Genomic DNA, 24,484 nt, shown 5'->3' with positions numbered 1-24,484 from the left:
AGGGTGGAGGGCGCGGGTGGCCCCGCATATCACGAGGAAGGGGCCCCATGAAAATCGCCAGCTTCAATATCAACGGGGTTAAGGCCCGGCTCCCTCGCCTCAAGGAATGGCTAGAGGAGTCGCGGCCATCGGTCGCCTGCCTTCAGGAAATCAAATCGATTGACGACAATTTCCCCGCTGGCGAGCTGGAAGAGCTTGGCTATCATGTTCTCACGCACGGACAGAAGGCGTTCAATGGCGTCGGGATCCTAACTGACAAGAATGCAGGGTATGGACCGCCGCAAGAGGTGCAGCGCGGGCTGGGTATTGATGGCCCGAAAGAGGGGGAGGGCGAGCAGGCCCGCTATCTCGAGGTTGATGTTGAGCGGGCGGGGCAAACCACTCGAATAGCCTGCATTTACTTGCCCAATGGCAACCCGCATCCAGGGCCAAAATTTGACTACAAGCTAGCGTGGATGAAGAAACTGCGGACGCGGATGGCGGCTATTTGGGCCGAAGAAGTGCGCGCAGCGGTTGTCGGGGATTACAATGTTATTCCAGAGAACGACGACGTCTGGGCAGTCAAGGCGATGGCGAGTGATGCGCTGATGCAGAGCGAAAGCCGCGATGCCTATAAACAGTTGCTTGCCGATGGATGGACCGATGCGATCCGCACGCTCAATCCGCGCGGCGGCGTGTGGACTTATTGGGATTATCAGGCGGGCGCATGGCAGCGCGACCATGGCTTCCGCATCGATCACTTGCTGCTGACGCCTGAATTAGCGGACGGGCTGGTCGCAGCGGGTGTCGACAAGGAGCACCGCGGCCGCGAGAAAGCGAGCGACCACGCGCCGGTCTGGGTTGAAGTGCAGGACTAAGCGGACTGACAGCTATCGACCCAAAATGTGGACCGACTTGTTGGGCGGTGCGATGTTGTGCGACTGCACAAGCCTTCGCCATCAATGGTCCCCGCGTTTGACTCTGTATTGCTAGATTAATACACTATGACGATCTGCAAAGAGGAGGCCGCTCAATGTCAATTGATCACCAATCCATTCCGACAGTAGCTGGTTGGCGCATTGCGGCACTCCGTATCTTGTACGCGTTAATCGCCATCGGCCTAAGCAGCTTTGTGTGGCAGCAACTCTTCTTCGAGTCCGCCGACTGGCCTCTCATGCGAGGCATTGCCAAGTCCATGATGGGCGCTCTCGTGTTTCTTTGCCTGCTTGGATTGCGTTATCCGCTACAAATGCTTCCTGTCCTGTTCTTTGAAATGCTTTGGAAAACAATCTGGCTCCTAGTGATTGCTATGCCTGCCGCATTCAATGACAGATGGACGTCCGACATTGAGTCAGTGTTTTACGAGAGTATCGGCATAGTCATTGCGTACGCAATCATGCCTTGGAGATACATTTGGGCACGTTACATTAAACAACTCGGCGAACCCTGGAGAGCTTCTAGCAGCTAGTTTCACCAGACGTCTGTAATCTGGTAACTTACGGCGCAGAGCCGACGTTACGCTCACGACCCAGTTGCTGTCGTTCAGCTGCGTTGGGTTGCCTTCCCTTCCCTTCCCCTTCCTAAGTTGAATAGACAAGTACGAAAATGACCCTTACCAACTTTTGCGAGGGAGGATGCGGCAGATGGCAGAATACGAATCGGCACTGTGACCGACGAAAGCAGCGCGCGGGGCTGGAAAGCAAAGCTCGCCCTGTTTCTTCCAGGAATTTTCCTCGTTGGCTTTAACATTGGTACCGGCAGTGTCACGACCATGGCGTCGGCTGGTGCGAACTTCGGCATGGCGCTGCTATGGACGGTCCTGATTTCCTGCGCCGCGACCTTTCTGATGGTTGCAACATATGGTCGCTACACTTTGGTCACTGGTGAAACTGCGCTCCAGGCATTTCGCAAACATATACACCCAGTCGTCGGACTTTTCTTCATCGCCGCGTTAGGCGTAGGCGTATTTGCAAGCCTCATGGGGGTCATGGGGATCGTGGCCGAGATCAGCTATGAATGGTCGAAGACGTTCATTCCCGGCGGCATAAAACCGCTATATTGGGCAGCGTTTTTCTGCTCGGTCGCCTATTTCATATTCTGGAGCGGCCACACTCAGGTTTTCGAGCGCATATTGGCGGTGGTCGTTGCCATCATGGGCGTGAGCTTCGTGCTCAATTTCTTCATCCTCATGCCGCCTGTCTCGTCTATGGCGGCGGGGTTATTGCCATCCGTACCTGACCCAGGATCGACCGATGCTGGCCCGTTGCTGTTGATCGCATCGATGGTCGGCACCACTATCTTCTCGGGGCTGTTCATCATGCGCACGAGCCTGGTGAAAGAGGCAGGCTGGACGATCGCTCACGACAAGCAGCAGCGGCGCGATGCTGGCTTCGCGGCAATCATGATGTTCGTGATCAGCGCATCGATTATGGCAGCAGCAGCGGGTAGCCTGTTCGCTGAAGGCATCGCGCTCGATAAAGCATCGCAAATGGTCGGATTGCTTGAGCCGCTCGCTGGCCCGATGGCTGTCTCAATCTTTGCGATCGGAATTATCGCGGCAGGGGTCTCTTCTCAGTTTCCGAACCTCATCCTCATTCCTTGGCTCATCTGCGATTTTCGCGGCACGCCGCGCGACATGACCATCTGGAAATACCGTCTATTCGTGGGGATTATCTCTTTACTCGGACTTGTCGTGCCACTTTTTGATGCAAGACCAGTCTTGGTCCTCATCTTGAGCCAGGCATTCAATGTGGTGCTTCTACCAGTGACTGTCGCATGCATTCTGTATCTCGGAAATCGCGCTGATCTGATGGGCGAATATCGCAATTCTTGGCTGACCAATATCGGGCTTGCCGGGATATTCCTTTTCTCGCTAGTCACCGGCTATATGGGCTTTCAGGGCCTGATGGGCATGCTGTGATGGAGCGGGTGTAATGCGCGAGTCCTGGCGCTGGTTTGGGCCGAATGATCCGGTCTCGCTCGAGGAGATTCGTCAAACAGGCGCGACTGATATCGTGAGCGCGTTGCACGATATCCCAATCGGCGAACCATGGCCGCGCGAGCGGATTGCGGCGCATCGCGCGATGGTCGAGCAAGGCAATGTCGCAGGATCAACATTGCACTGGACCGTGGTCGAGAGCATCCCTGTTCATGATGACATCAAAATCGCTTCGCCCGGATGCGAAGCCTATATCGATGCATGGATCGAAAGCATGAGCAACCTAGCGGCGGAGGGAATCAAAACCATCTGCTACAACTTCATGCCCGTTATTGATTGGACGCGAACAGACCTCCGACACCAACTTCCGAATGGCGCCTATGCACTAAAATTCGATCAGGACCGCTTTGCAGCATTTGATCTGTTCATTCTAAGACGGGCAGGCGCAGAAGCGGACTACAGCGAAGGCGAGCTGGCCCGCGCGCGCGCCGCATTCGACGCGATGTCAGCCAAGGATGTCGCTGGCCTAACCAACACGATCATCGCCGGGCTTCCAGGCAAGATGACAGATGCCTATTCGCTAGACGATTTTCGCATGATGTTGGCGCGCTATAGCGGGATCAGCCATGAGCAACTGCGCGCAAATCTCGTCCATTTTTTGAAACGCGTGCTGCCGGCTGCAGAGAAGCTTGATGTTAAGCTAGCGATCCATCCCGATGATCCGCCTTGGAGTATGTTTGGCCTCCCCCGTGTGATCTGTACTCCAGCCGATCTGGATATGCTTTTTGAAGCCGAACCGAGCCCGTCAAACGGCATCACTCTGTGCGTTGGCACCTACGGCAGCCGGCCCGACAATGATCTTCCGCAAATGGCGCGCGATTACCGCGATCGAATTCATTTCGCCCATTTGCGCGGCGTTTCGCGAGACCCTGAGGAGCCGCGCACATTTGTTGAGGCAAGCCATTTGGACAGCGACATCGACATGCTCAGCGTGATCCGCAATCTGCTCGCCAATGAGCGGGCCACGAAGCGGGAGATATTCATTCGGCCCGATCATGGCCACTTGATGATGGGAGATATCTCGAAGGAGACCAATCCTGGCTATTCGGCGATTGGAAGGATGAAGGGTCTGGCGGAAATACGCGGCGTAATCCGCGCTATGTCCCGACCCGCCTAGTAGCCCCAATCCGCAGAGTTCGGACTCTGTCCGCTTTCATCCTCAAAATCAGACGTTGGCCATCAGCTTTTATTGGGCTGTTTGCGGACGTGCACAACAAAAAGCCCCCGCCGTTCCCAGCGAGGGCTCTTGAATAGCTTTGGTAGCAATCAGCGGTAAAATATGTGTGTGTTGATCGCCGCGCGGCGAGTTTTCTTGCGGCTCCAGCTTGGGCGCACGTAAGTCGCATGGAAATAGAGCGAGTCTTGAGCTGCACTATCCCATAAGCCTTGGTGCGCGATGCGCGCTACGGCTTTGGCCTTGCGCCATGCTTTGCTGCCCTCGCGGATGCGCGGCATGCGGCCGTTTTTCACAAAACTGAACTGCGCACGTTGATGGACGACGCCGCAATAACTGTCTGGAAAAGTCTTTGAGGCAGTCCGGTTGATGACCACTTGCGCCACAGCCAGCTGGCCGTTCAGTGGCTCACCGCGCGCTTCAAAATAAACGGTGCCAGCAAGGCAGCGAAGCTCTTCTGACAATTCGCCTGAGGCAGGCATGGCTTGCACCAGCTCGCGCAGGCTCGCCGCAGCCGCTGGAGCAGCATCTTCTTCGCTGACTTCCGGCAGAGGTTGAACAACCTCATTTTCAACAAACACCGGCATGATATCCTGTGTGTTGACTTGGTCCACGTCCTGTGCGGACTCTTCTTGGGCTTCGATGCTCAGACCGTCAGCATTGACGTCTTGAGCGAAAGCTCCAGTTCCTTCGGCAGTTGTTATAACGAAGAACAATCCCGCAGCAATAGCAGCCGCAGAGGCGGTAGTGGTCTTAAAAGCCATGAAAGTGTTAACTCAGGGCGGTGAGCGGTCGCTATCTCGTTAAGAGATCACAGGCCTGGATTGGAGGCGCGTTCTTGCGCGCCATCTACAGCAATCCGAAATGTACCTGCCGGCCAAACTCCCCGTCTCTATGCCAATATGCCGACCGTATTGCCGCGCACACCGCATATTTAATCAAAGTTCGGGGGCGGCAAATAGTCACAAATGCGACTAAGTCAAGTTGACGAGACCCTAGGTATCCAAACCCGGGACAAACCGTTCTGGATTTGCGACCTCTAGCTCAACCAGCCATGTGTCGGGGTCTTGAGTAGTCCTACGGTCGAGATATTCAGAGAATTCCTGTTTATTTTCAGGATCTTCTTCACGGGTGCAGACGAAGGCCCTGGTGCCGTCCAATTGCGGCATCCGCTCCCACAGCCTTGCATTTTTGTCACGCTCTTGTGTCAAAATGAGGATGACACCAGCATCACGCTCACCCTTTGAGACGACCATGGCGAAGCCGCCAGCACCCTGAACCGCACGGATTAGGCCGGAAATTTCGACATGAGCTGGTAGACGCGCATCCATCGCGGGCTGAGCTCTAACTCTGGTAGCCCGCAAGGCTGGAGAGCGCGATACGGCTTTGCATAAATGTGCCCGTCCCCCGGCCAATTTCATCACCCTCAGCATCAATCAGGCGCGATTCAGCAACAAACACCCGTTTGCGGCCTGACACCCATTTACCTTCTGCGATAACCTCGCCTGCCTTGACGGGCTTCGTGAAATGGAGGTTGAAAGAGGTAGTCAGCAAAAATTTGTCCGTCGCCAGCGTGTTTGCCGCATAAAACGCCGCATCGTCGAGCATCTTGAAATAGATCGTGCCGTGCGCAGCGCCCGCGGCATGGTAACTCGCCTTGGTCACTTGGAAAGTTAGGCGAGAGCGGCCCTCACCCGTGATCTCAAGCTTCGAGTCAAAAAGTGCGTTGACCGGCGCAGAGCCATAAAGCCGCTCCAGCGCGCGGTAATGCCGATCAGCCCCCTCAGACATAACTCGCCCTACTCGCCAGTCCGGCTCAGCGCGGCTCAACCCAGCCGACCGAGCCATCGCGGCGGCGGTAGACCATGTTGTGGCGCCCAGAGACGGAGTTTTTGAAGAACAACGCACCTGTATCACGCAAATCGAGCATCATCACCGCATCCGCCACGCTGGTTTCGGGAATATCCGCTGTTGTCTCGGCGACAATCGGCGGACCACCTTCGGCGACCTCGTCATCAATCTGCTCTGGCTCTGGCGCGGCAAAAACCCTGTAAGCCGCCTCTTCCTCAGCGGCCGCATGCTGCATCTGCTCGTGATGATCTCGCACGCGGCGTTTGTACCGGCGCAATTGCTTGTCAATCTTCTCAGCGGCCTTGTCGAAAGACTGATGCACATCATGCGCATCGCCATGACTTTTGAGGATCAGGCCCTTGTGAACATGCGTCACAATATCGCTGGTGAAAGATCCGTGTGCGCCTTTGCCGAACGTCACATGGCTCGACAAAGCGCGGCTGAAATATTTGTCAACCATGCCATTCAATCGGTCAGCGACATATTCCTGCAGAGCTTCGCCAGTGTCGATTTGATGTCCGGAAACGCGGATGTCCATAAGGCCTAGTCCTCCTTTTGTGTCATCGCATGGTTTTGAATATTGCGATGAGGGCATTTGAATTCAAGCATGTGTCAGCTTGACCAAAGCGGCGTGTCGATCTGCTTCATAAATTCGGCGTGGCGCGCAAGCTCAGCCTCGCTTGGCGCATGAGGGCGAGGCTCACGGCGCGGACCGGTTGCTTTTCGGATGAGGTTTTCTGGAACAGATGTGCCAGCCTCGGTGCCGCCTGCACCGGCGGCGTCGGCAGCAAGCCCAAGGCCGATTTGCCGCCCGCCTTTCAGCTCAACATAGACCTGAGCGAGCAATTCCGCATCGAGCAGCGCGCCGTGTTTGACCCGGTGGCTGCGATCAATGCCATAACGGCTGCACAGCGCATCGAGCGATAGTTTAGCGCCGGGGTGTTTCTTGCGTGCCAAGGCAACCGTGTCGACCATGCGGTCCATCGAAACGGTCTCACGCTCGCACAGTGTCAGCTCAGAGTTGAGAAAGCCGAAGTCAAAACCCGCATTATGCGCAACCAGCGGTGCATCGCCGAGAAAGTCGAGCAATTCCTGCGCGCTATCACGGAACAGTGGTTTGTCGGAGAGGAACGCAGCAGAGAGGCCGTGCACGGCTTCTGCACCGGCAGGCATATCGCGTTCTGGATTGTAATAGGCGTGATAGGTGGCGCCGGTTGGCACCATATTGACCATCTCAACGCACCCAATTTCGACCATCCGGTCACCCGTTTTGGGGTCAAGCCCGGTCGTCTCGGTATCGAAAATTATTTCGCGCATATGACAGCTTATCTGCGCCTCTTCCTGAGTCGGTTCAAGAGGGAAAGCGCTTAATCGCCGCGATCCGCCTTTTGGGAGAGCCGTTCAATCAAACCAGCCACTTGGCGCTGAGTTGCATTCAGAGTGGTGCCTGTATCGATGATATGATCGGCGCGTTCCCGCTTCTCGGCATCGGGCGTTTGGATCGATAGGATATGGGCGAATTTCTCTTCGGTCATAGCCTCGCGGGCGAGCACACGGCGGCGCTGCTCTTCCGCGGGCGCAGACACAACAATGACCGCGTCGACGTTTTCAAAACCACCTTTCTCAAAGAGTAGTGGGATATCGAACAAAACCATGGGCGCGCTGGCGTGCTCGAGCATGAAGGTGGAGCGTTTCTCCGCGACAGCTGGGTGAACAATGGCCTCAAGCTGTGCGAGTTTGGCAGAGTCGCCGAAGACTTGCTGACCGAGCTTGTCTCTCAGCACGCCTTCTGGGCCGGTGCTCCCGGGAAAAGCGGCCTCAATTGGTGCGACGAGCGCGCCATCTGGCCCCTGCATCGCGCGCACCTCCGCATCCGCATCGAACACTGGCACGCCAGCTTCCGCAAACATCGCGGCGACGGTGGATTTGCCCATGCCGATCGAGCCTGTGAGGCCGAGAATGATTGGGCGGGTCACTTTATCAGCCTTTCTCGCAATTCCGCGTCGTGCTCACGCGGAGGCGGCGCGCCGAAGAATAGCTCAAACGCGCGGGCCGCTTGACCGATCAGCATGGAGAGCCCGTCAATCGTGCGGTGGCCTGCCACTGCAGCGCCGCGCAAAAAATCGGTCTCTTGCGGGTCAGTGACAATGTCATAAGCAACGCTGCCTGGCGGAGCATGGCTCCAATCAAAGGCAAGCGGCGGCTGGCCGCGCATGCCCAAGGGCGAGGCATTGATAACAAGATCATAGCAATTTTTGCGGTCATCGAACGCGAAATTGGTCGGCGCGGCGAAATGATCGAGATGCACGGCGTGGTGCTCACCGTTTGGCGCAAGCTCATCCAGCATTGCGCGCGCCTTATCGGGATTACGCCCTGCAACAACCAGTGTGAAACCTTCACCAGCAAGAGCCGCGATTATCGCGCGGGCCGCGCCGCCCGTGCCCAGAATGCGCGCCATGCGGAACAAATGCGTTTCAGCGAGATCTGCGCGCAATGGTTCAAGAAAACCCTCCGCATCGGTGTTGGTCCCACTGAGCGAACCATCATCCTCACGAGAAACCGTGTTTGCCGCGCCAATACGCTCAGCGATTGGGTCCAGCTGATTAGTCAGCAACATTACCGCCTGCTTATGCGGCATCGTCACATTGCAGCCGCGCCAATCGAGGTCATTGCGGCGCGCGGCGAGATAATCCGCCAACTCGCTCGCCGCGACCCGATGGGCGCGATAGTCTGCATCAATCCCCAACTTCTCTAGCCAAAAGCCGTGGATCACTGGCGATTTGGACTGCGCAATCGGATCGCCGATTACTTCGGCATAGTGAGTCATCGGGCAATCGCTCGCCTGTCACGCAGCGCAGCCATCACCTGCAAGAGAGGCATGCCGAGCACAGTAAATTGATCGCCAATAATGCTCTCAAACAGATGCGGGCCAGCCGCTTCGATGCGGAATACGCCGACACAGCCTGCGACCTCTGGCCATTCCGCTTCAAGATATGTCTCAATGAATAGATCGCTCAGCTCGCGAAATTTGAGCCGCGCAAAATCGCCGCCCACCCATATGATCTGTCCGCCTTGCGCAAGCGCAGCCGCGCTGTGGAGCGTCATCACTTGGCCAGAGAAGCTGCGTAAATGCTCCGCTGCTTGCTCGCGACTTTCAGGCTTGTCGAACCGCGTGCCGCCGACATCCACCAGCGAATCGCTGCCCAGAACAATTTTTCCGGGATGCTGCGCTGACACCGCTGCTGCTTTGGCGGCGGCAAGCGCCTGAGCAATCTCAGCAGGCGTGCTATCGGCCATTTCCGCTTCAAGAGCGCGCTCATCAACATCAGCTGGGATCGCCTCATAGGCTGCGCCCACCGCATCGAGCATCGCTTTGCGGGAAAAACTGCCAGACGCGAGAATGATCGGTTCACGCGAAAGCCCGCTCATATCGGCTTCACCCCTTCAAACTTTCCTCCAGAACCATCTTGATCCTTGCGGCGTTTGCGCTCTCCCACCAGTTTGATCACAGCAGCTGCAGTTTCCTCAATCGAGCGCCGCGTCACATCAATCACAGGCCAGCCATTGTCAGCAAACATACGCCGGGCAAACACAACCTCGCTCTTCACCGTGTCGTTGTCGACATAGGAGGTCGTCGCTTGCTCATTCAGCGTCAGCAGGCGGTTGCGGCGGATCTGAACCAGCCGCTCGGGCGCGCTGGTGAGGCCAACCACCAGCGGATGTTTGAGCTTAAACAGCGATGGGGGCGGCGGGCTTTCGACCACTAGCGGAATATTGGCGACTTTATAACCGCGGTTTGCAAGGTAAATGCTGGTTGGTGTCTTGGAGGACCGCGAAACGCCCGCCAAAAGAATATCAGCCTCTTCCCAATTTTCCCAGCCAACGCCGTCATCATGCGCAATGGTGAATTGGATCGCCTCAACCCGGTCAAAATAGGCGTCATCCATCAAATGTTGACGGCCCGGACGGCCATGTGCCTCTTGCCCCAAGGCCGCCTCGAGCGCCGCGGTCACGGAATCGAGCACTGGCACAGCGGGCAGGCTCAGAGTGCGGCAATGTTCCTCCAGCCGTTTTCGCGTGTCGGGATTGACCAATGTGTAAAGCACCAGGCCTGGTCTTGCGGATAATTCGGGAACAATCCGGTCGAGGTGTTGCACCGAGCGGACCATTGGCCAAAAGTGCCGATCAACATCAGCTTTGTCGAATTGCGCCAAAGCTGCCTTGGCGATCATCTCCAGCGTTTCGCCTGTGGAATCGGAAACTAGATGCAAATGTGTGTGAGCCATGGGTAATCGGTCACCAATAAAAAGCGCGGTTTGTTTGTGGGTTGCATTTCGGTGAAACCCAGCCTGTTAATTGGATGGGCATAAACCACGGGAGAAACCTGCCGACAAGTTCGGGGACAGTTTTCATACCCGCAATCTGCTCTTTTGACCTGTGGCTTGTACCCCCATGCGCAAATGTTCTCGACAGGGTGGGGACAATGGGGAGAAATAAGACTCGACTCAGCTCTCCGTGCGATTCGAGCAATATTGCGGGGCTACACAAAGCGGGAGAAATCAGGCAGAGCATGGTAATTCCCAGTTTCCACAGGGCCAACAAAACCCATCTACCTATATAATATATATATTATTTTATTGATTGGACGCGCGCGCAATGCCCGGATTGCTTCTCGATACGTTACACGGAAAACGCGGTGATCAGGTTCCGCTATGGCTGATGCGTCAGGCTGGGCGATACCTCCCTGAATACCGAGCACTTCGCGCGGATAAGGGCGGTTTTCTCGAGCTGGTCTATGATGCTGAAGCAGCCGCCGAAGTGACGATCCAACCGATTGACCGTTTTGGCTTTGATGGGGCGATCCTGTTTTCCGATATTCTGATTGTGCCTTATGCGATGGGTCAGGATCTGGAATTTCTGGCAGGCGAGGGCCCAAAGCTCTCTCCGAAGCTGACTGATCATGCCCTCACAGCGCTTGAGAGCGTTCCTGAGCGCCTTGATGGGATTTACGATACCGTGGCGAGGGTAAAGGCGCGCCTAAGCGCTAAGGCGGGCTCTGAGACGACGCTGCTAGGCTTTGCGGGCAGCCCTTGGACCGTCGCGACCTACATGGTTGCTGGCGAGGGCAGCCGTGATCAGCATGAAGCGCGCGCCATGGCATATCGCGATCCGGCGGCAATGCAGGCGATAATGGATGCGATCATCGCGGTAACTGTCGATTACCTTGAGGGGCAAATTAAAGCAGGCGCAGAGGCCGTTCAATTGTTCGACAGCTGGGCGGGCAGTCTTGCACCTGCTGAATTTGAGCGCTGGGTAATCGCCCCCAATGCAGCGATTGTGACCGCTCTGCGTGAGTGCTGCCCCGATACGCCAATCATTGGCTTCCCCAAAGGTGCAGGCGAGAAGCTGGGCGGTTATGCCCGCGAAACCGGCGTTGATGCGATGGGCGTTGATGAAACGCTTGATCCCACATGGGTAGCGCGCGAATTGCCTGCCGGAATGCCGGTACAAGGCAATTTTGATCCGCTGCTTTTGCTCGCAGGATCGGACGAGTTAGAAACGCAGGCCAAGGCAATTTTGGAAGCCTTTGCTGACCGGCCGCATGTGTTCAATCTGGGGCATGGAATTGATCGGCGCACACCAATTGCTTATGTTGACCGGCTCATCTCGACGGTTCGCAATTGGCAGGGGTGACGTGCGTGCCAAGGCTCCCTACATAGGCCGGCGATGCAGGATGTTTTGGCAATGACATATCTTTGGCTCAAAGCGGGGCACATCATTTTCATGGTGTTCTGGCTTGCCGGGCTGTTCATGTTGCCGCGCCAGATGATTTACCTCCATGGGGCTGCGCCAGACTCGCCGGAAAGCACACTTTGGGGCAAACGCATGGGGCTGCTGCGCAAGATTATCCTTGTGCCCAGCATGATTGTGGTTTGGGTGTTGGGCCTTGGTCTGGCCAGCGCGATTGGCGCATGGGATCAGGGCTGGTTTCATGCCAAGCTGCTGCTGGTTGTGCTGCTCACTGGCTATCACGGCTGGCTGGTCGCGCAGTCGAAAAAGATGGTCAGCGGAACGCGTCCTCTATCAGAAAAGCAATTGCGCATGTGGGGCGAGGTGCCTGGCATATTGCTCGCGCTGATTGTTGTGCTGGTGATCGTCAAACCGTTCTAAGCAATTTGCAGCTGGGGCATTTGCGGCCAATTGCATCAATTGCTGATTGACCTTGAGCGCTCTCCCAGATAATTCACATGGCTTCTAATCCGACTTTGATCTGGCGGTTCTAACAGGGCAATTGCCTATACTGCGGGTCAGGTCTGCTTTCTCCAAGCCCAGTTCTTTGCCATTTGCGCAGGGACATATTGACCAGTCGGCCACCACAATTTTTCCCGAACGGAAATCCATATGCATCTCAGAGATCTAAAAGAAAAAGCATCGGCCGAACTTGTCGGTATGGCCGAGGAGCTTGGCGTTGAAGGCGCCTCAACCATGCGCCGCCAGGATTTGCTCTTCAGCATCCTGCGCGAGCTGGCAGAGGATGAAGATTATAGCGAAGATATCATGGGTGTCGGCACGATCGAAGTGCTGCAAGATGGCTTCGGCTTCTTGCGTTCGCCGGAAGCCAATTATCTCGCGGGCCCGGGCGACATTTATGTTTCACCCAACCAAATCCGTAAGTGGGGTTTGCGCACAGGCGACACTGTTGAAGGGCAAATCCGCGCACCGGGCGAAGGCGAGCGCTATTTCGCGCTGACCGATTTGACGACAGTCAATTTCGAAACGCCTGATGCCGTGCGCATGCGCACCAATTTCGACAATCTCACCCCGCTTTACCCTGATCAGAAGCTGACGCTTGATCAGGCTGATCCGACTGTCACTGATAAATCTGCCCGCGTGATCGACATCATCTCACCCCAAGGCAAAGGCCAGCGCGCACTCATCGTTGCGCCGCCGCGTACCGGTAAAACGGTGCTGCTGCAAAATATCGCGAAGGCGATCACGGACAATCACCCTGAGGTCTTCCTGCTGGTTCTGCTGGTTGATGAGCGTCCGGAAGAAGTCACCGATATGCAGCGCAGCGTGAAGGGCGAGGTGATCTCCTCAACCTTTGATGAGCCGGCTCAGCGCCACGTGCAAGTGGCTGAAATGGTGATCGAGAAGGCTAAACGCCTGGTTGAACACAAGAATGATGTTGTGATTCTGCTCGATTCCATCACCCGTCTTGGCCGCGCTTACAACACAGTTGTGCCAAGCTCGGGCAAAGTCCTCACAGGCGGTGTGGACGCTAACGCTTTGCAGCGCCCCAAGCGCTTCTTCGGTGCGGCGCGCAACATCGAGGAAGGCGGCTCGCTATCGATTATCGCCACTGCGCTGATCGACACGGGCAGCCGCATGGACGAGGTGATCTTTGAAGAGTTCAAAGGCACTGGTAACTCGGAAATCGTGCTCGATCGCAAGGTTGCTGATAAGCGCATCTTCCCATCGCTCGATGTCGGTAAGTCTGGCACGCGTAAGGAAGAGCTGCTGGTCGAGAAGGATACGCTTTCGAAGATGTGGGTGCTGCGCCGGATCCTTATGCAGATGGGCACGGTCGACGCGATGGAATTCCTGCTCGACAAGATGAAGGATTCCAAGACCAATGAGGATTTCTTCGACACGATGAACCAGTAGCGAACCGGTAGGTGCAATCACCTATACGCGTTTAGGCGGATGATTCAGTGGCCCGGCAATAATGTCTGGCCATGGCCCAACCAATTCAACAGATTATCTCGGCAGCGCCCGCATCACCCCATATGGATGGTGCAGGCCTGTTTCGGATTGTCGAGAGTGCTGCCAGCTACACCAGCGAGCACGACATAACAGGCGTTCTCGTCTTTGCGGGCAAGCATTTTTACTCAGCACTTGAGGGCGAACCCAATGAGATTGGTTTACTGCTCAACGTGGCAAGTAATGATGGCCGGTTTGGTACGCCGCGCATCCTGCGCGAGACACAGCTTGAAGTGCGGCAATTTGAAGGATGGCGTATGAAGCGGCTTGCGATCCATGATGCCGACCTGGCGCAACGGGAGTTCAAGCGCCTGATGACACGGCACCGAAATGCACGGCGTGTTCTCGAAGAGTTTGAGCGCTTTATTGATATGAAACGTGCTTTGGCGGCTTAGCTCTTGGCTTTCTCCAGCTCGCGGCCCATCATTTCCCATACCTTATTGACCGCTTTCAGGGGCCTGACCATCACTTTAAAATCAGTGATTAACCCATCATCGTCGAAGGTGATGAGGTCAATTCCATTGATGGCGATTCCTTCCATCTCAGTGCTGAATTCAAGCATGAGGTGATTGCCATCGACGATCTCGCGGACATAGGTGAAGCTGTCGTTCCCCAGCGTTTGCCCCGCTGCCATAAGGTAAGCCATCACGATGGGCTTGCCGCGCTGCGGCGTGTGCACAACGGGTGAGTGGAATACAGCATCATCATGCAGGATCGCGCCGAGACCATCGGCTGTGCTGCCGCCCTCGATGACTTTATGCCAATGTTTGAGACCTGCTTCGGCAATCATGATACTCTCCGGAAAGTGGCGGCGCTGGCGCTATGCCAATGGCGCCCAATGGGTGTTGCATCAGGCTCAGTCAGCAATGCGCCGGGCTCAAGAAATGTGTAAATCCGGTCAATCGCGTCAGAGCGCGCGCCGTTCAAGCGCTCGCGCATATCATGCGGTCCGATTGACCATGGATCGCTGAGGCCCATCGCAACAACAATCTCGCGCAAAGAATGCAGCGTCTGCTTGTGGAATCGGGCGACGCGCGGTGCCTTATCTTCGACCACCAACCCAGCCTGACGCCATGGCTTTTGCGTGGCGACACCTGATGGGCAATTGCCAGTGTGGCACTGCATGGATTGGATACAGCCAAGTGCGAACATGAAGGGGCGAGCCGCGTTGCACCAATCCGCACCCAAACCGAAGGCCTTGGCCATTTGCGCGCCCGAGTGAATCTTGCCGGAGGCGGCGATTTTGACCTTGTCCTTCATATCGATACCGACCAGCATATTGCGCAGGAAAATCTGCCCTTCGCGCAGGGGCATGCCAACCGAATTGCTGAGCTCTAGCGGGGCTGCACCTGTCCCGCCTTCTGCGCCGTCCACCGTTATGAAATCAGGGTGGAGACCTGTTTCCAGCATGGCCTTGCCAATCGCGAAGACTTCATGCGGCTGGCCCACGCATAATTTTATGCCAACCGGCTTACCGCCGGACAGCTCGCGAAGTTCGGTGAGCCATTCGAGCATTTCAATCGGGGTGGAGAAAGCTGGGTGCACCGCTGGTGAATTGACTGTTTCACCAACGGGCACCCCGCGCGCCTCAGCGATTTCTTCTGTTACTTTTGCACCCGGTAAGACGCCGCCGTGACCCGGCTTTGCGCCCTGGCTGAGTTTAACCTCGACCATTTTTACTTGGGTCTGCGCGGCATTGTCTTTGAACTGCTCAGGGTCGAAATTGCCGTCCGGCGCGCGTGCACCGAAATATCCGCTGCCCAGCTCCCAGATCAGATCACCTCCTGGCCCCCGGTGATAGCGGCTGATGCTTCCTTCGCCGGTGTTATGCGCAAAGCCGCCCAGTTTTGCGCCTTGGTTGAGCGCTTCGATTGCTTTGGCCGATAAGGAGCCGAAGCTCATGGCGGAGATATTAAGCAGGGAGGAGGTATAGGGCTGAGCGCATGTGCCCTCGCCGATTGCCACACTCCAGCTTTCTGGCGCGTTTTCGCTTGGCGCAATCGAATGGCTGAGCCACTCATATTCATCGGAATAGACATCGAGCTCCGTGCCCATCGGGTGTTTGTCGAGATCCCCTTTGGCGCGCGCATAGACCAGTGCGCGGGCCTGATGGCTAAACGGCCGTCCTTCCAAATCCCCCTCAACGAAATAACTTTGCGCAAAGGGCCGAAGATCTTCCATCAGCCAGCGAATGCGCCCGATTAGCGGATAGTTTCGCCTAAGTGTATGATTATTTTGTAGAAAATCCCAAACGGCAACGAGTAGAGCGGGAACCAGAACCCACAAAGCTAGGCGTGCCGGCGCAAAGGCCCATGCGGCCGCCACCGCACCCAGCAATAGCGCTGGGACAAGGTAGCGAAATGGTAGCCGTTCCAATATGTGCGTCCCCGAAACTTGCTTGCGCCTGCCCTTGATGGCGCATTTTCTTGCTTTCCAAGCTTGGCAGACCCACATTGGTAAATGCAAGAGAACAAAATGCTATACACAATGTGACGCTCAGCACAGGGAGAGATACTCATGAAGGTCAATATCGAGATTGATTGCACGCCGGAAGAAGCGCGCAGCTTCATGGGTCTTCCCGATGTTGGCAAGGCCAACGACATTTACGTCGATATGATGTCCAAGGCGATGAAGGGCGTCTCCAGCCCTGATCAGCTTCAAGATTATGCCCGTCAATTGGCGCCGATGGGGCAGGCGGGCTTCAAACTCTTCCAGAGCTTTATGGAGGGTGCGCAAGCCAACCGGACATCGGGTAAAAGTTCAGGCAAGAAGAAGAAGTCGTCTGACGACTAACGTCGCTTGGAGTGCTCGCTGATTTGCCGTGACTGATACGATTTTCGCACTTTCGAGCGGCGCACCACCAGCAGCGCTTGGCATAATCCGAATTAGCGGGCCCTCAGCGCGTGATGCTTTGGCTGCACTAGCCGGCGAAGTGCCTGAGCCGCGCCGAGCATCTTTGCGGGTCCTTAAAGACGGTAAGGGTGAAGCACTCGATCAGGCCCTTGTACTGTGGTTTCCCGGTCCCGACACAGCGACCGGTGAGGACCTGGTGGAACTGCATTGCCATGGGGGCAGGGCGGTTATTGCGGGCGTGGAGCGCGCTCTTGGCGCTTTGCACGGTTTTCGGCGGGCAGAGCCTGGTGAATTTACCCGGCGCGCTTTTGCCAATGGGCGTCTCGATCTCGCCGAAGCGGAAGCTCTGGCCGATCTCCTTTCTGCCGAGACAGAATTACAACGCCGTGCCGCGCAATCCGCTTTTGGTGGAGCGATCTCCGAACAGGTCGAGGCGTGGCGCGAGGAAATCTTGCGATTGGGCGCTCAGTTGGAAGCGGCGCTTGATTTCTCTGATGAGGATGACGTTGCTGAATTGCCTGAGGTATTCTTTAACGAGGTGAGCACGCTGCGTGAGGCGATGCGCCATTGGTTGGCGCGTCCAGCAGCGGAGCGTTTGCGTGATGGTGTGAGAGTAGTGTTGGCTGGCCCACCAAACAGTGGAAAGTCGAGCCTATTCAATGCTTTGCTGGATGATGCAGCGGCGATTATCTCTCCGCAAGCTGGCACAACGCGCGATGTCATAGAACGGCCAGTGGCCTTAGGCGGCATACCGCTGGTCTTGGTCGATACCGCCGGCCTAAGGCTGGCGCAGGATGACGCGATTGAGGCGATGGGCATCGAGCGCGCGCAGGCGGAGATCGCACAGGCTGATCTGGTCTTGTGGCTTGGGCCAGAGGGTGAGGGGCCGCATTCTGCGCTTGAAATCCAGACTAAAGCGGATTTGGCGGATGCTTTGCCCAAGCTTGCACCGGACTTTGTGGTTTCCGCGCAAAGCCGTGTGGGGATGGAGGCGCTTGAGGCGGGGATAATGGAGCGGGCCTCCGCGCTCTTACCTAAACCCGGACAAGCGGCACTCAATGCGCGTCAAAGAGCGATGACACGCGATGCTTATGATGCGCTTGCTGCGATCGCACCGGGCACCGACTTGCTGATTATTGGCGAACATTTGCGCAGTGCGCGGCGGGCGTTTGATGCGCTTTTGGGCCGCGATTCCACTGAGGAAATGCTCGATGCGCTCTTTGGCCGCTTTTGCATTGGTAAATAGCGCGACCAAGATCGCCGCAATCATGTTTCACGTGGAACATCGGCTTTGACGCATTTGGCTGGATAGTAAGGCGAATCTGGCCTATCGGGTGCGCGCATTATGAGTAGCCAGAACACAGATTTTGATGTGATCGTCATTGGTGGCGGGCACGCAGGGGTAGAAGCCGCCTGCGTTGCCGCGCGTATGGGTGTGCGCACCGCTCTCGTAAGCTTTGATCTGGACGCGATCGGCGCGATGAGTTGCAATCCAGCAATAGGCGGGCTCGGCAAGGGGCATTTGGTACGCGAAGTTGACGCGTTTGACGGTGTGCTAGGCCGCGCAAGTGATGCCGCTGCAATCCATTACCGCATGCTCAACCGCTCAAAAGGAAGTGCGGTATGGGGGCCGCGCATTCAGGCGGACCGCGCTTTGTTCAAACGTGCGGTACAAGCCATCGTGCGCGCCGAAGCTAACCTCACACTCGTAGAAGGTGAGGCTGCGAGTCTTGTTCTCAAGGGTGGCGCGGCGACCGGCATAGCTCTGGCTGACGGAAGTGAACTGACCGCACCGCGAATTGTGCTGTGTACCGGCACATTCCTTGGTGGCATCCTCTACCGCGGCGAAGAGCGGATAGTCGGTGGGCGCATTGGGGAGAATGCGGCCCATAAGCTTGCGGAGCAGCTGCGCGGAGCAGACCTGCCAATGGCGCGACTCAAAACGGGGACGCCGCCGAGACTGGATGGACGCACGATTGATTGGTCGCGCCTCGCTGAACAGCCCAGCGATGATGAAAGCTGGACGATGTCCTCGCTTACGCCGACCCGCGCAAACCCACAGGTGTTTTGCGCGATTACCCGTACAAATCAGACCAGCCATGACATAATTCGCGCCAATCTTGACCGGTCACCGCTGTTTAGCGGTGCCATCGATGCGCAGGGGCCGCGCTACTGCCCCTCGATTGAGGACAAGATCCACCGCTTTGGCGACCGCGATGGCCATCAGGTGTTTCTCGAGCCTGAGGGCCTTTCATCGCATATGATTTACCCCAATGGGATTAGCACCTCGTTGCCTGTGGATGTGCAGCTTGCGATGCTACGCAGCATGGATGGGCTAGAAAAGGTCGAGATGGCGGTGCCGGGCTATGCGGTCGAATATGACCACATTGACCCACGGGCACTGACGAGCGCCTTGGAAGTCAGAGCCATTCCTGGCCTTCATTGCGCTGGCCAAATCAACGGCACGACGGGTTATGAGGAGGCGGCTGCGCAAGGCCTCGTCGCGGGCATGCATGCTGCCGCGGCCGTAAAGGACGTGGAGCCGGCGCAGCTGGATCGGGCAAATTCCTACATTGCCGTAATGGTGGATGATCTGGTTCTGCAAGGCGTCACCGAACCATATCGTATGCTCACCTCGCGCGCTGAATATCGCCTGCGTTTGCGCGCGGCGAATGCGGATACGCGCCTCACCCCCTTAGGTATTGATGCTGGATGTGTGGGTGATGAGCGCAGGGTGTGGTTTGAACAGCGACAGAACCTGCGCGCCCAGTGGGACGCTGCGCTTACACATAAGATGAGCGGCAAAGAGCTCGCGGCGCTTGGGATTAACGTGCGGCGCGATCAGGCAGCGAAGCCTTTGGAAGAGTGGATAAGCACCGGCCATTTGGCGAAGGCTGACTTGCGGGCCTTATTGCCTGATGAGCTTCCATGGGACGACACACTTGCCAATGAGGTGATTGAAGACGCGCAATATGCGCCATATCTCGCCCGCCAAGAGGCGGAACTGCGGGATTTGCGTGCCAATCAAAGTCTGCCTCTCTCGCGTGATTTTCCTTACGGGGAAGTGCCGGGTCTCTCGAACGAGATGGTCGAGCGTCTCTCAGCGGCAGAGCCGGCAAGCTTGTCTGAAGCTGCGCGTATATCCGGCATTACACCTACAGCGCTGGCTGCATTGCTTGTACATGCGCGCCGCCACTTGGAAACAGTGTGGTGATTACTAGCGAAGATGAGGCACGCGCGTTTATCGAGCAGCGTGCTGCCGATGGCGCAACAGGTGATTCAGCATTTGTCGCCATGGAGCGTCTTGGGCAGCTGATTGCCGCACTTATGGCAGAAAATGAGCAACAAAACCTAATCTCACGCGGAAGTGTGGAATTTATTTGGTCGCGACATCTGGCCGATTCCGCCCAGCTACTTGACCATGTTCCACGTGAAACATTGGTTGGCGGTGCTTTTGCCGCAAAACCCTGGCTTGACCTCGGTGTCGGCGCCGGATTTCCAGGGCTCGTGATTGCCGCGCTACGGCCTCAAATGCCTGTAATTCTGGTGGAATCCCGTGCGCGCAGGGTTGAGTGGCTTGAGCGTATTGTAAGTGAATTGGCACTTGAGCACTGCCGTGTGGTCGGCTCCAAACTCGAGTTAATTGATAGTTTTGAGGCCTCCGTAATCAGCGCCAGAGCGTTTGCGCCACTAGGAAAATTACTCAAGCTATCCGCACGATTCTCCACAAGCGGTACATATTGGGTCTTGCCCAAAGGCCGCAAGGCAGCGCAAGAAGTGGGTGAGCTTCCAAGGCCCTTGCGAAAAATGTTTCACGTGGAACAATCGCAAACGGACGCTGAAGCAGGGATTATCGTTGGAAAAGGCCGCGTTTCGAAGGTCTAGCCAACCATTAAACGGAGCCGCCCCCTATGATCACCATCGCGATTGCCAACCAGAAGGGTGGAGTGGGCAAGACCACCACTGCCATTAACATCGCAACTGCCATGGCTGCGACAGGCTCGAAAGTTCTGCTCATTGATCTGGATCCCCAGGGCAATGCCTCTACCGGAATGGGTGTCGAGGCGGATGCGCGTGAGTTTTCAAGCTATGATCTGCTCGTTGACGGTGTTGAGCTTGCGCAATGCACGCAGGCTACCGAGATCCCAGGCCTCGATATTGTCCCTGCTACCCAGGACCTATCGGGAGCAGAAGTGGAGCTGGTCTCGATTGATGACCGCACGGGGCGGCTTGGCAAGGTGTTAGATCGCGCAATTCAGGGCAATTTTGCGGGTTATGATGTTTGTTTTATCGACTGCCCGCCGTCATTGGGGCTGTTAACGCTTAATGCCCTTTCGGCCGCAGATACCTTGTTAGTGCCGCTTCAGTGCGAATTTTTTGCCTTGGAGGGCCTTAGTCAGCTGCTCCAGACTGTTGAGCAGGTGCAGCAGCGCTTCAATGCGAATTTGGGCATTATTGGCGTGGTTCTGACCATGTTTGACCGGCGTAATCGTCTGACAGACCAAGTCGCTGACGATGTCCGCGACTGCCTGGGTGGATTGGTGTTTGACGCGGTCATCCCGCGCAATGTGCGCTTGTCTGAGGCGCCGAGCCACGGCCTTCCAGCGCTAGTTTATGACCATAACTGCTCGGGGAGCCGGGCGTATATAACCTTGGCGCGCGAATTGATCGGACGCCTGCCAGAAGAAAGGAAAGCGGCATGAGTAAGATGGTAGACAATTCTGGCGCTCCCGCTGCGGCCTCTCGCAAGAAGAAGTTGGGGCGCGGCCTTGGTGCGTTGATGGGTGATGTTCAGCGTGAAGAGCCGCTTGTTCGCGTGAATCCCGGTGCTGACGATGCGGGTGTTCCCATGAGTGAAACTGCGGGATCCCCCGCACAAGCAGTGGCGAAATCTGCAGATAATGGCCTGAAATCGCTGTCGGTTTCATCGATATCCCCTCTGCCGGACCAACCCCGCACACACTTCGATGATGAAGCGTTGGACGAACTGGCGGCTTCGATTGAGGCACGCGGGGTTATTCAGCCGATTATTGTTCGACCAAGAGGTGTGGGCACCTATCAATTGGTCGCGGGCGAGCGCCGGTGGCGTGCGGCGCAGCGGGCTCGTTTGCATGAAATTCCAGCCTTGGTTCGCGATCTCAGTGATCATGAGGTCACCGCGCTGGCTCTTATAGAGAACCTTCAGCGTGAAGATCTAAATCCGGTAGAGGAGGCCCGCGCTTATCATCGCCTGTCTGAGGATGATGGGATGACCCAGGCAGATATCGCCAAGATGGTCGATAAGTCCCGCAGCCATGTTGCGAATTTTCAGCGACTTTTGGCGCTTCCCGATGATGTCTTGGCCTTTGTTGCTGCTGGCGAGCTGAGTATGGGGCATGCGCGCGCCTTGATTGGCAAAGACGATGCATCATCTTTGGCCAAGCGCGCAGTTAAGGATAACCTCTCGGTTCGCGATATTGAGAAATTGGCGCGCAAGGGCAGCAAGAAAGGCTCTCAAACGGCGAATCCTGTAAGTTCCCTTGCAAATGTTGGTGCCCCAGAAAACGCTGACATTGCGGCTGTTCAAGCGCATCTGGAGGAATTTCTGGGCCTGCCAGTGCGGATCAAGACGGATGCTGATCCGCGTACGGGCGCAGTGACGATCCGGTACCGCACGCTCGATCAGCTGGATCTGATTTGCCAGCGCTTGACCGGCGGAGATATTTAGTAATTTCAGTCCTTTATGGCGCTCGTATTGAGGCAATTGCTGGGCTTTGAGTTGCGCCGCGCAACTTCTGCGCTCGCATTTTGTGGCGCAATGCCGCCTAAATTCGCCCGGCTAACATCGCTGCGAGTGCTTCAATCCCGGCCGCATCCTCTTCATCAAAACGCGCTTTGGAAGGGCTGTCGAGATCAATCACTGCGATCACCCTGCCATCGCGGATGACCGGCACCACTAGCTCTGACTGCGTATCGCCATCGCAGGCGATATGCCCTGGGAAGGCGTGAACATCTGCCACTAGCTGGGTTTTGCCAGTCTTGGCCGCTGCTCCGCATACGCCTTGCGCGAAGGGGATCCGAATACAGGCGGGGCGGCCCATAAACGGCCCTAGTACCAACTCTTCTGGCTCATTGTCACTCACGCGGTAAAACCCCGTCCAGTTCACCTCCGCGAGAAACTCCCACAAAAGCGCCGCGACATTGGCCATATTCGCTACTGCATCGCTTTCATCACGTGTCAGCGCATCCGCGGCCGAGAGCATATCAGCATAGAGTGTCGCTTTGGGCGTGCCAGGGGCGGGGCGGAAATCATACATGCGGTGTATCTAGGCCCGATATTGCAAGCCGCAAGCTCTACTACATGCGCGGGAAAGGACATCTCCCGCCATTGTCGCGGGCAAGAGAGCCGCCTAAAGAGAGTAAATGTCTCTATTCAAAAAGATCCTCATCGCCCTGATCGTCCTCATCCTGCTGCTCGGTATCGCTGGTTACTTCCTGACACGCGGGGACACAGCCGACGTGCCGATCGAAGACGTGACGGGAACGGACCCGACGTTGCAGGCCCCGAATATGGAGAGCATCCCAACCGTTCAGATCGCCAAGCCGGTGGGGTGGGGCGATGATGAGGTGCCGCAAGCGGCTGAAGGGTTAGCTGTAGGGCGTTTTGCCGATGGGCTGGATCATCCGCGCGTTCTGCTTGCGCTGCCCAATGGCGATATTCTTGTCACGCTTACCCGCTCGCCCGCAAAGGAAGATGGAGGGGGAATTACGGCATGGATTGCCGATTTGCTGCTGACGCGCGCCGGAGCAACGGGCGATTCTGCCAATCAGATTGTCCTGCTGCGCGATGAAGATGGCGATGGCAGCGCGGAAGGGCGCTTTACGCTTACTGACACCCTCGATTCCCCGTCCGGAATGGCGTGGTCAGATGACACGCTCTATGTGGCCAATCACGACGAAGTGATCGCCTTTGACTATGCTTTGGGCGGGACTGAACTGACCGGGGAACCGCGCAAGATTATGGATCTGGCGCCCGGTGGTGGCCACTGGATGCGCAATATGGAAATTCATCCCGATGGTGACCGGCTCTATGTCGCGGTTGGCTCAGTTTCCAATATTGGCGAGCAGGGCATGGAAGTCGAAGAAGGCCGCGCCCTGATCTGGGAGTATAATCTCGAGGAGCAGTCGCAGCGCATCTTTGGCGCAGGGCTGCGCAATCCCAATGGACTTGATTTCAGCCCATGGTCGGGTGAACTTTGGACTACTGTGAATGAACGCGACATGCTCGGCTCTGACCTTGTGCCTGATTATCTCACCAATGTACCTGTCGGCGCGCAATATGGCTGGCCTTGGGTGTATTGGAAAGACAATGTGGACCGCCGGGTTGAGGCACCGATGCCGCAATATCTCACCGAATATTCGCGGCGTCCCGAGTTTGCGATGGGACCACATGTTGCGGCCTTGGGTCTCGTCTTCAGCAAGGAGGGTGCGCGAATGGGCGAGAACTTCGCCTCAGGCGCATTCGTTGCCAATCACGGTTCGTGGAACCGCAAGCCGCCATCAGGCTACAATGTGGTCTATGTGGATTTTGACGAGCGCGGCAATCCGCAAGGCAAGCCTGTGCCGGTGCTAAGCGGCTTTTTGAATGACGATGGCACCACTAAGGGCCGCCCGACATGGGTAGAGTGGGCAGCGGATGGCTCATTGCTGGTGAGTGATGATACGGCGGGCATAATCTGGCGCGTGATTGCTCCGAATGCGGAGCCGCAAGCAGGGATTGAGGCGCTGCGGGGCGAGCGACTACCAGCCTTGCGCAATCTGTCTGGTGAGGCGCGTGCCACCTTTGGCGAAGATGACTTCGCCCGCGAGGTTCCTGCGAATTAAGT

The 24,484-nt window shown here is 56.6% G+C and carries 27 protein-coding genes; 15 read left to right on the top strand and 12 right to left on the bottom strand.

The window, feature by feature from the left end; translation table 11 throughout:
- Positions 1 to 47 precede the first annotated feature (47 nt).
- From xth to uxuA, 4 genes are all read left to right on the top strand, one after another.
- Complete coding sequence (gene xth / locus ACFCXQ_RS03290; RefSeq protein ID WP_379553055.1) at positions 48 to 857, top strand: exodeoxyribonuclease III; 810 nt, start codon at positions 48 to 50, stop codon at positions 855 to 857.
- 155 nt (positions 858 to 1,012) lie between these two features.
- Positions 1,013 to 1,447 (top strand): hypothetical protein, encoded by a 435-nt coding sequence (locus tag ACFCXQ_RS03285; protein ID WP_379553053.1) that lies wholly within the window; start codon positions 1,013 to 1,015, stop codon positions 1,445 to 1,447.
- Between the two features lie 198 nt (positions 1,448 to 1,645).
- Positions 1,646 to 2,899 carry an Nramp family divalent metal transporter gene (locus tag ACFCXQ_RS03280; protein WP_379553052.1) on the top strand — a complete coding sequence of 418 codons (1,254 nt, stop codon included), beginning with the start codon at positions 1,646 to 1,648 and terminating at the stop codon, positions 2,897 to 2,899.
- A 13-nt stretch (positions 2,900 to 2,912) separates the two neighbouring features.
- The gene (gene uxuA / locus ACFCXQ_RS03275; RefSeq protein ID WP_379553050.1) at positions 2,913 to 4,094 is read left to right on the top strand and encodes a mannonate dehydratase; all 1,182 of its coding nucleotides are present in this window, start codon (positions 2,913 to 2,915) and stop codon (positions 4,092 to 4,094) included.
- Between the two features lie 149 nt (positions 4,095 to 4,243).
- Here uxuA and ACFCXQ_RS03270 read toward each other — a convergent pair whose 3' ends face one another.
- The 9 genes from ACFCXQ_RS03270 to ACFCXQ_RS03230 form a co-directional block, all read right to left on the bottom strand.
- On the bottom strand, positions 4,244 to 4,915 hold the full coding sequence (locus tag ACFCXQ_RS03270) for a cell wall hydrolase (RefSeq protein WP_379553049.1): 672 nt from the start codon (positions 4,913 to 4,915) through the stop codon (positions 4,244 to 4,246).
- Between the two features lie 231 nt (positions 4,916 to 5,146).
- Positions 5,147 to 5,482: a DUF1491 family protein gene (locus ACFCXQ_RS03265; RefSeq protein WP_379553047.1), complete on the bottom strand. Its 336-nt coding sequence runs from the start codon at positions 5,480 to 5,482 to the stop codon at positions 5,147 to 5,149.
- Between the two features lie 13 nt (positions 5,483 to 5,495).
- Positions 5,496 to 5,942 carry a PaaI family thioesterase gene (locus ACFCXQ_RS03260; RefSeq protein ID WP_379553045.1) on the bottom strand — a complete coding sequence of 149 codons (447 nt, stop codon included), beginning with the start codon at positions 5,940 to 5,942 and terminating at the stop codon, positions 5,496 to 5,498.
- 25 nt (positions 5,943 to 5,967) lie between these two features.
- Entirely contained in the window at positions 5,968 to 6,540 is a 573-nt protein-coding gene (gene hpf / locus ACFCXQ_RS03255) for a ribosome hibernation-promoting factor, HPF/YfiA family (protein ID WP_379553043.1), read from the bottom strand.
- Positions 6,541 to 6,614: 74 nt separating this feature from the next.
- Positions 6,615 to 7,319: a DNA polymerase III subunit epsilon gene (gene dnaQ / locus ACFCXQ_RS03250; RefSeq protein ID WP_379553041.1), complete on the bottom strand. Its 705-nt coding sequence runs from the start codon at positions 7,317 to 7,319 to the stop codon at positions 6,615 to 6,617.
- 50 nt (positions 7,320 to 7,369) lie between these two features.
- On the bottom strand, positions 7,370 to 7,978 hold the full coding sequence (gene coaE / locus ACFCXQ_RS03245) for a dephospho-CoA kinase (protein WP_379553039.1): 609 nt from the start codon (positions 7,976 to 7,978) through the stop codon (positions 7,370 to 7,372).
- Positions 7,975 to 8,829 carry a shikimate dehydrogenase family protein gene (locus ACFCXQ_RS03240; RefSeq protein WP_379553037.1) on the bottom strand — a complete coding sequence of 285 codons (855 nt, stop codon included), beginning with the start codon at positions 8,827 to 8,829 and terminating at the stop codon, positions 7,975 to 7,977. The genes coaE and ACFCXQ_RS03240 overlap by 4 nt, the downstream gene beginning before the upstream one ends.
- Entirely contained in the window at positions 8,826 to 9,431 is a 606-nt protein-coding gene (locus tag ACFCXQ_RS03235) for a Maf family protein (protein ID WP_379553035.1), read from the bottom strand. The genes ACFCXQ_RS03240 and ACFCXQ_RS03235 overlap by 4 nt, the downstream gene beginning before the upstream one ends.
- The gene (locus ACFCXQ_RS03230; protein WP_379553033.1) at positions 9,428 to 10,288 is read right to left on the bottom strand and encodes a pyruvate, water dikinase regulatory protein; all 861 of its coding nucleotides are present in this window, start codon (positions 10,286 to 10,288) and stop codon (positions 9,428 to 9,430) included. The genes ACFCXQ_RS03235 and ACFCXQ_RS03230 overlap by 4 nt, the downstream gene beginning before the upstream one ends.
- Positions 10,289 to 10,658: 370 nt before the next feature.
- Between ACFCXQ_RS03230 and hemE the strand changes: the two genes are divergently transcribed.
- The 4 genes from hemE to ACFCXQ_RS03210 all read left to right on the top strand — a co-directional run bounded on the left by hemE (position 10,659) and on the right by ACFCXQ_RS03210 (position 14,161).
- Entirely contained in the window at positions 10,659 to 11,696 is a 1,038-nt protein-coding gene (gene hemE, locus ACFCXQ_RS03225) for a uroporphyrinogen decarboxylase (protein WP_379553031.1), read from the top strand.
- Between the two features lie 33 nt (positions 11,697 to 11,729).
- Positions 11,730 to 12,173, top strand: a complete 444-nt coding sequence (locus ACFCXQ_RS03220; RefSeq protein WP_379553029.1) for a CopD family protein — start codon at positions 11,730 to 11,732, stop codon at positions 12,171 to 12,173.
- 231 nt (positions 12,174 to 12,404) lie between these two features.
- Entirely contained in the window at positions 12,405 to 13,670 is a 1,266-nt protein-coding gene (gene rho, locus ACFCXQ_RS03215) for a transcription termination factor Rho (RefSeq protein ID WP_379553027.1), read from the top strand.
- A gap of 71 nt (positions 13,671 to 13,741) precedes the next feature.
- A complete protein-coding gene (locus tag ACFCXQ_RS03210) occupies positions 13,742 to 14,161 on the top strand; it encodes a BLUF domain-containing protein (protein ID WP_379553025.1) in 420 nt (139 codons plus the stop codon).
- Here ACFCXQ_RS03210 and ACFCXQ_RS03205 read toward each other — a convergent pair.
- Positions 14,158 to 14,556 (bottom strand): nuclear transport factor 2 family protein, encoded by a 399-nt coding sequence (locus ACFCXQ_RS03205; RefSeq protein ID WP_379553023.1) that lies wholly within the window; start codon positions 14,554 to 14,556, stop codon positions 14,158 to 14,160. The genes ACFCXQ_RS03210 and ACFCXQ_RS03205 overlap by 4 nt on opposite strands.
- Complete coding sequence (locus ACFCXQ_RS03200) at positions 14,553 to 16,142, bottom strand: FMN-binding glutamate synthase family protein (RefSeq protein ID WP_379553021.1); 1,590 nt, start codon at positions 16,140 to 16,142, stop codon at positions 14,553 to 14,555. The genes ACFCXQ_RS03205 and ACFCXQ_RS03200 overlap by 4 nt, the downstream gene beginning before the upstream one ends.
- A gap of 141 nt (positions 16,143 to 16,283) precedes the next feature.
- Here ACFCXQ_RS03200 and ACFCXQ_RS03195 point away from each other — a divergent pair, with 141 nt between their 5' ends.
- From ACFCXQ_RS03195 to ACFCXQ_RS03170, 6 genes are all read left to right on the top strand, one after another.
- Positions 16,284 to 16,559 carry a DUF6489 family protein gene (locus ACFCXQ_RS03195; RefSeq protein WP_379553019.1) on the top strand — a complete coding sequence of 92 codons (276 nt, stop codon included), beginning with the start codon at positions 16,284 to 16,286 and terminating at the stop codon, positions 16,557 to 16,559.
- 28 nt (positions 16,560 to 16,587) lie between these two features.
- Positions 16,588 to 17,865, top strand: coding sequence for a tRNA uridine-5-carboxymethylaminomethyl(34) synthesis GTPase MnmE (gene mnmE, locus ACFCXQ_RS03190; RefSeq protein ID WP_379553017.1), 1,278 nt, complete (start codon positions 16,588 to 16,590; stop codon positions 17,863 to 17,865).
- Between the two features lie 99 nt (positions 17,866 to 17,964).
- Positions 17,965 to 19,833, top strand: coding sequence for a tRNA uridine-5-carboxymethylaminomethyl(34) synthesis enzyme MnmG (gene mnmG, locus ACFCXQ_RS03185; protein WP_379553015.1), 1,869 nt, complete (start codon positions 17,965 to 17,967; stop codon positions 19,831 to 19,833).
- A complete protein-coding gene (rsmG, locus tag ACFCXQ_RS03180) occupies positions 19,830 to 20,504 on the top strand; it encodes a 16S rRNA (guanine(527)-N(7))-methyltransferase RsmG (RefSeq protein ID WP_379553013.1) in 675 nt (224 codons plus the stop codon). Before mnmG ends, rsmG begins: the two co-directional genes overlap by 4 nt.
- A 26-nt stretch (positions 20,505 to 20,530) precedes the next feature.
- A complete protein-coding gene (locus ACFCXQ_RS03175) occupies positions 20,531 to 21,322 on the top strand; it encodes a ParA family protein (RefSeq protein WP_379553011.1) in 792 nt (263 codons plus the stop codon).
- Entirely contained in the window at positions 21,319 to 22,326 is a 1,008-nt protein-coding gene (locus ACFCXQ_RS03170) for a ParB/RepB/Spo0J family partition protein (protein ID WP_379553009.1), read from the top strand. Before ACFCXQ_RS03175 ends, ACFCXQ_RS03170 begins: the two co-directional genes overlap by 4 nt.
- 97 nt (positions 22,327 to 22,423) lie before the next feature.
- On the opposite strand, the gene ACFCXQ_RS03165 is transcribed toward ACFCXQ_RS03170, so the two are convergent.
- Positions 22,424 to 22,915 (bottom strand): GAF domain-containing protein, encoded by a 492-nt coding sequence (locus tag ACFCXQ_RS03165; RefSeq protein WP_379553007.1) that lies wholly within the window; start codon positions 22,913 to 22,915, stop codon positions 22,424 to 22,426.
- A 106-nt stretch (positions 22,916 to 23,021) separates the two neighbouring features.
- On the opposite strand from ACFCXQ_RS03165, the gene ACFCXQ_RS03160 reads away from it, so the two are divergent.
- The gene (locus tag ACFCXQ_RS03160) at positions 23,022 to 24,482 is read left to right on the top strand and encodes a PQQ-dependent sugar dehydrogenase (protein WP_379553005.1); all 1,461 of its coding nucleotides are present in this window, start codon (positions 23,022 to 23,024) and stop codon (positions 24,480 to 24,482) included.
- The last annotated feature ends 2 nt before the right edge of the window (positions 24,483 to 24,484 follow it).

The organism is Qipengyuania rhodophyticola (assembly GCF_042493225.1).
Taxonomy (GTDB): Bacteria; Pseudomonadota; Alphaproteobacteria; order Sphingomonadales; family Sphingomonadaceae; genus Erythrobacter.
The sequence above is the reverse complement of the archived record's forward strand: the minus strand, read 5'-3'. Positions and strand labels throughout refer to the sequence as shown.

Bases quoted from the DNA above. Each gene is read 5' to 3' on its own strand.
- xth (WP_379553055.1), top strand. From the start codon at position 48: ATGAAAATCGCCAGCTTCAATATCAACGGGGTTAAGGCCCGGCTCCCT.
- ACFCXQ_RS03285 (WP_379553053.1), top strand. From the start codon at position 1,013: ATGTCAATTGATCACCAATCCATTCCGACAGTAGCTGGTTGGCGCATT.
- uxuA (WP_379553050.1), top strand. From the start codon at position 2,913: ATGCGCGAGTCCTGGCGCTGGTTTGGGCCGAATGATCCGGTCTCGCTC.
- ACFCXQ_RS03270 (WP_379553049.1), bottom strand. From the start codon at position 4,915: ATGGCTTTTAAGACCACTACCGCCTCTGCGGCTGCTATTGCTGCGGGA.
- ACFCXQ_RS03265 (WP_379553047.1), bottom strand. From the start codon at position 5,482: ATGGATGCGCGTCTACCAGCTCATGTCGAAATTTCCGGCCTAATCCGT.
- ACFCXQ_RS03260 (WP_379553045.1), bottom strand. From the start codon at position 5,942: ATGTCTGAGGGGGCTGATCGGCATTACCGCGCGCTGGAGCGGCTTTAT.
- hpf (WP_379553043.1), bottom strand. From the start codon at position 6,540: ATGGACATCCGCGTTTCCGGACATCAAATCGACACTGGCGAAGCTCTG.
- dnaQ (WP_379553041.1), bottom strand. From the start codon at position 7,319: ATGCGCGAAATAATTTTCGATACCGAGACGACCGGGCTTGACCCCAAA.
- ACFCXQ_RS03240 (WP_379553037.1), bottom strand. From the start codon at position 8,829: ATGACTCACTATGCCGAAGTAATCGGCGATCCGATTGCGCAGTCCAAA.
- ACFCXQ_RS03235 (WP_379553035.1), bottom strand. From the start codon at position 9,431: ATGAGCGGGCTTTCGCGTGAACCGATCATTCTCGCGTCTGGCAGTTTT.
- ACFCXQ_RS03230 (WP_379553033.1), bottom strand. From the start codon at position 10,288: ATGGCTCACACACATTTGCATCTAGTTTCCGATTCCACAGGCGAAACG.
- hemE (WP_379553031.1), top strand. From the start codon at position 10,659: ATGCCCGGATTGCTTCTCGATACGTTACACGGAAAACGCGGTGATCAG.
- ACFCXQ_RS03220 (WP_379553029.1), top strand. From the start codon at position 11,730: ATGCAGGATGTTTTGGCAATGACATATCTTTGGCTCAAAGCGGGGCAC.
- rho (WP_379553027.1), top strand. From the start codon at position 12,405: ATGCATCTCAGAGATCTAAAAGAAAAAGCATCGGCCGAACTTGTCGGT.
- ACFCXQ_RS03210 (WP_379553025.1), top strand. From the start codon at position 13,742: ATGGCCCAACCAATTCAACAGATTATCTCGGCAGCGCCCGCATCACCC.
- ACFCXQ_RS03205 (WP_379553023.1), bottom strand. From the start codon at position 14,556: ATGATTGCCGAAGCAGGTCTCAAACATTGGCATAAAGTCATCGAGGGC.
- ACFCXQ_RS03195 (WP_379553019.1), top strand. From the start codon at position 16,284: ATGAAGGTCAATATCGAGATTGATTGCACGCCGGAAGAAGCGCGCAGC.
- mnmG (WP_379553015.1), top strand. From the start codon at position 17,965: ATGAGTAGCCAGAACACAGATTTTGATGTGATCGTCATTGGTGGCGGG.
- ACFCXQ_RS03175 (WP_379553011.1), top strand. From the start codon at position 20,531: ATGATCACCATCGCGATTGCCAACCAGAAGGGTGGAGTGGGCAAGACC.
- ACFCXQ_RS03170 (WP_379553009.1), top strand. From the start codon at position 21,319: ATGAGTAAGATGGTAGACAATTCTGGCGCTCCCGCTGCGGCCTCTCGC.
- ACFCXQ_RS03165 (WP_379553007.1), bottom strand. From the start codon at position 22,915: ATGTATGATTTCCGCCCCGCCCCTGGCACGCCCAAAGCGACACTCTAT.
- ACFCXQ_RS03160 (WP_379553005.1), top strand. From the start codon at position 23,022: ATGTCTCTATTCAAAAAGATCCTCATCGCCCTGATCGTCCTCATCCTG.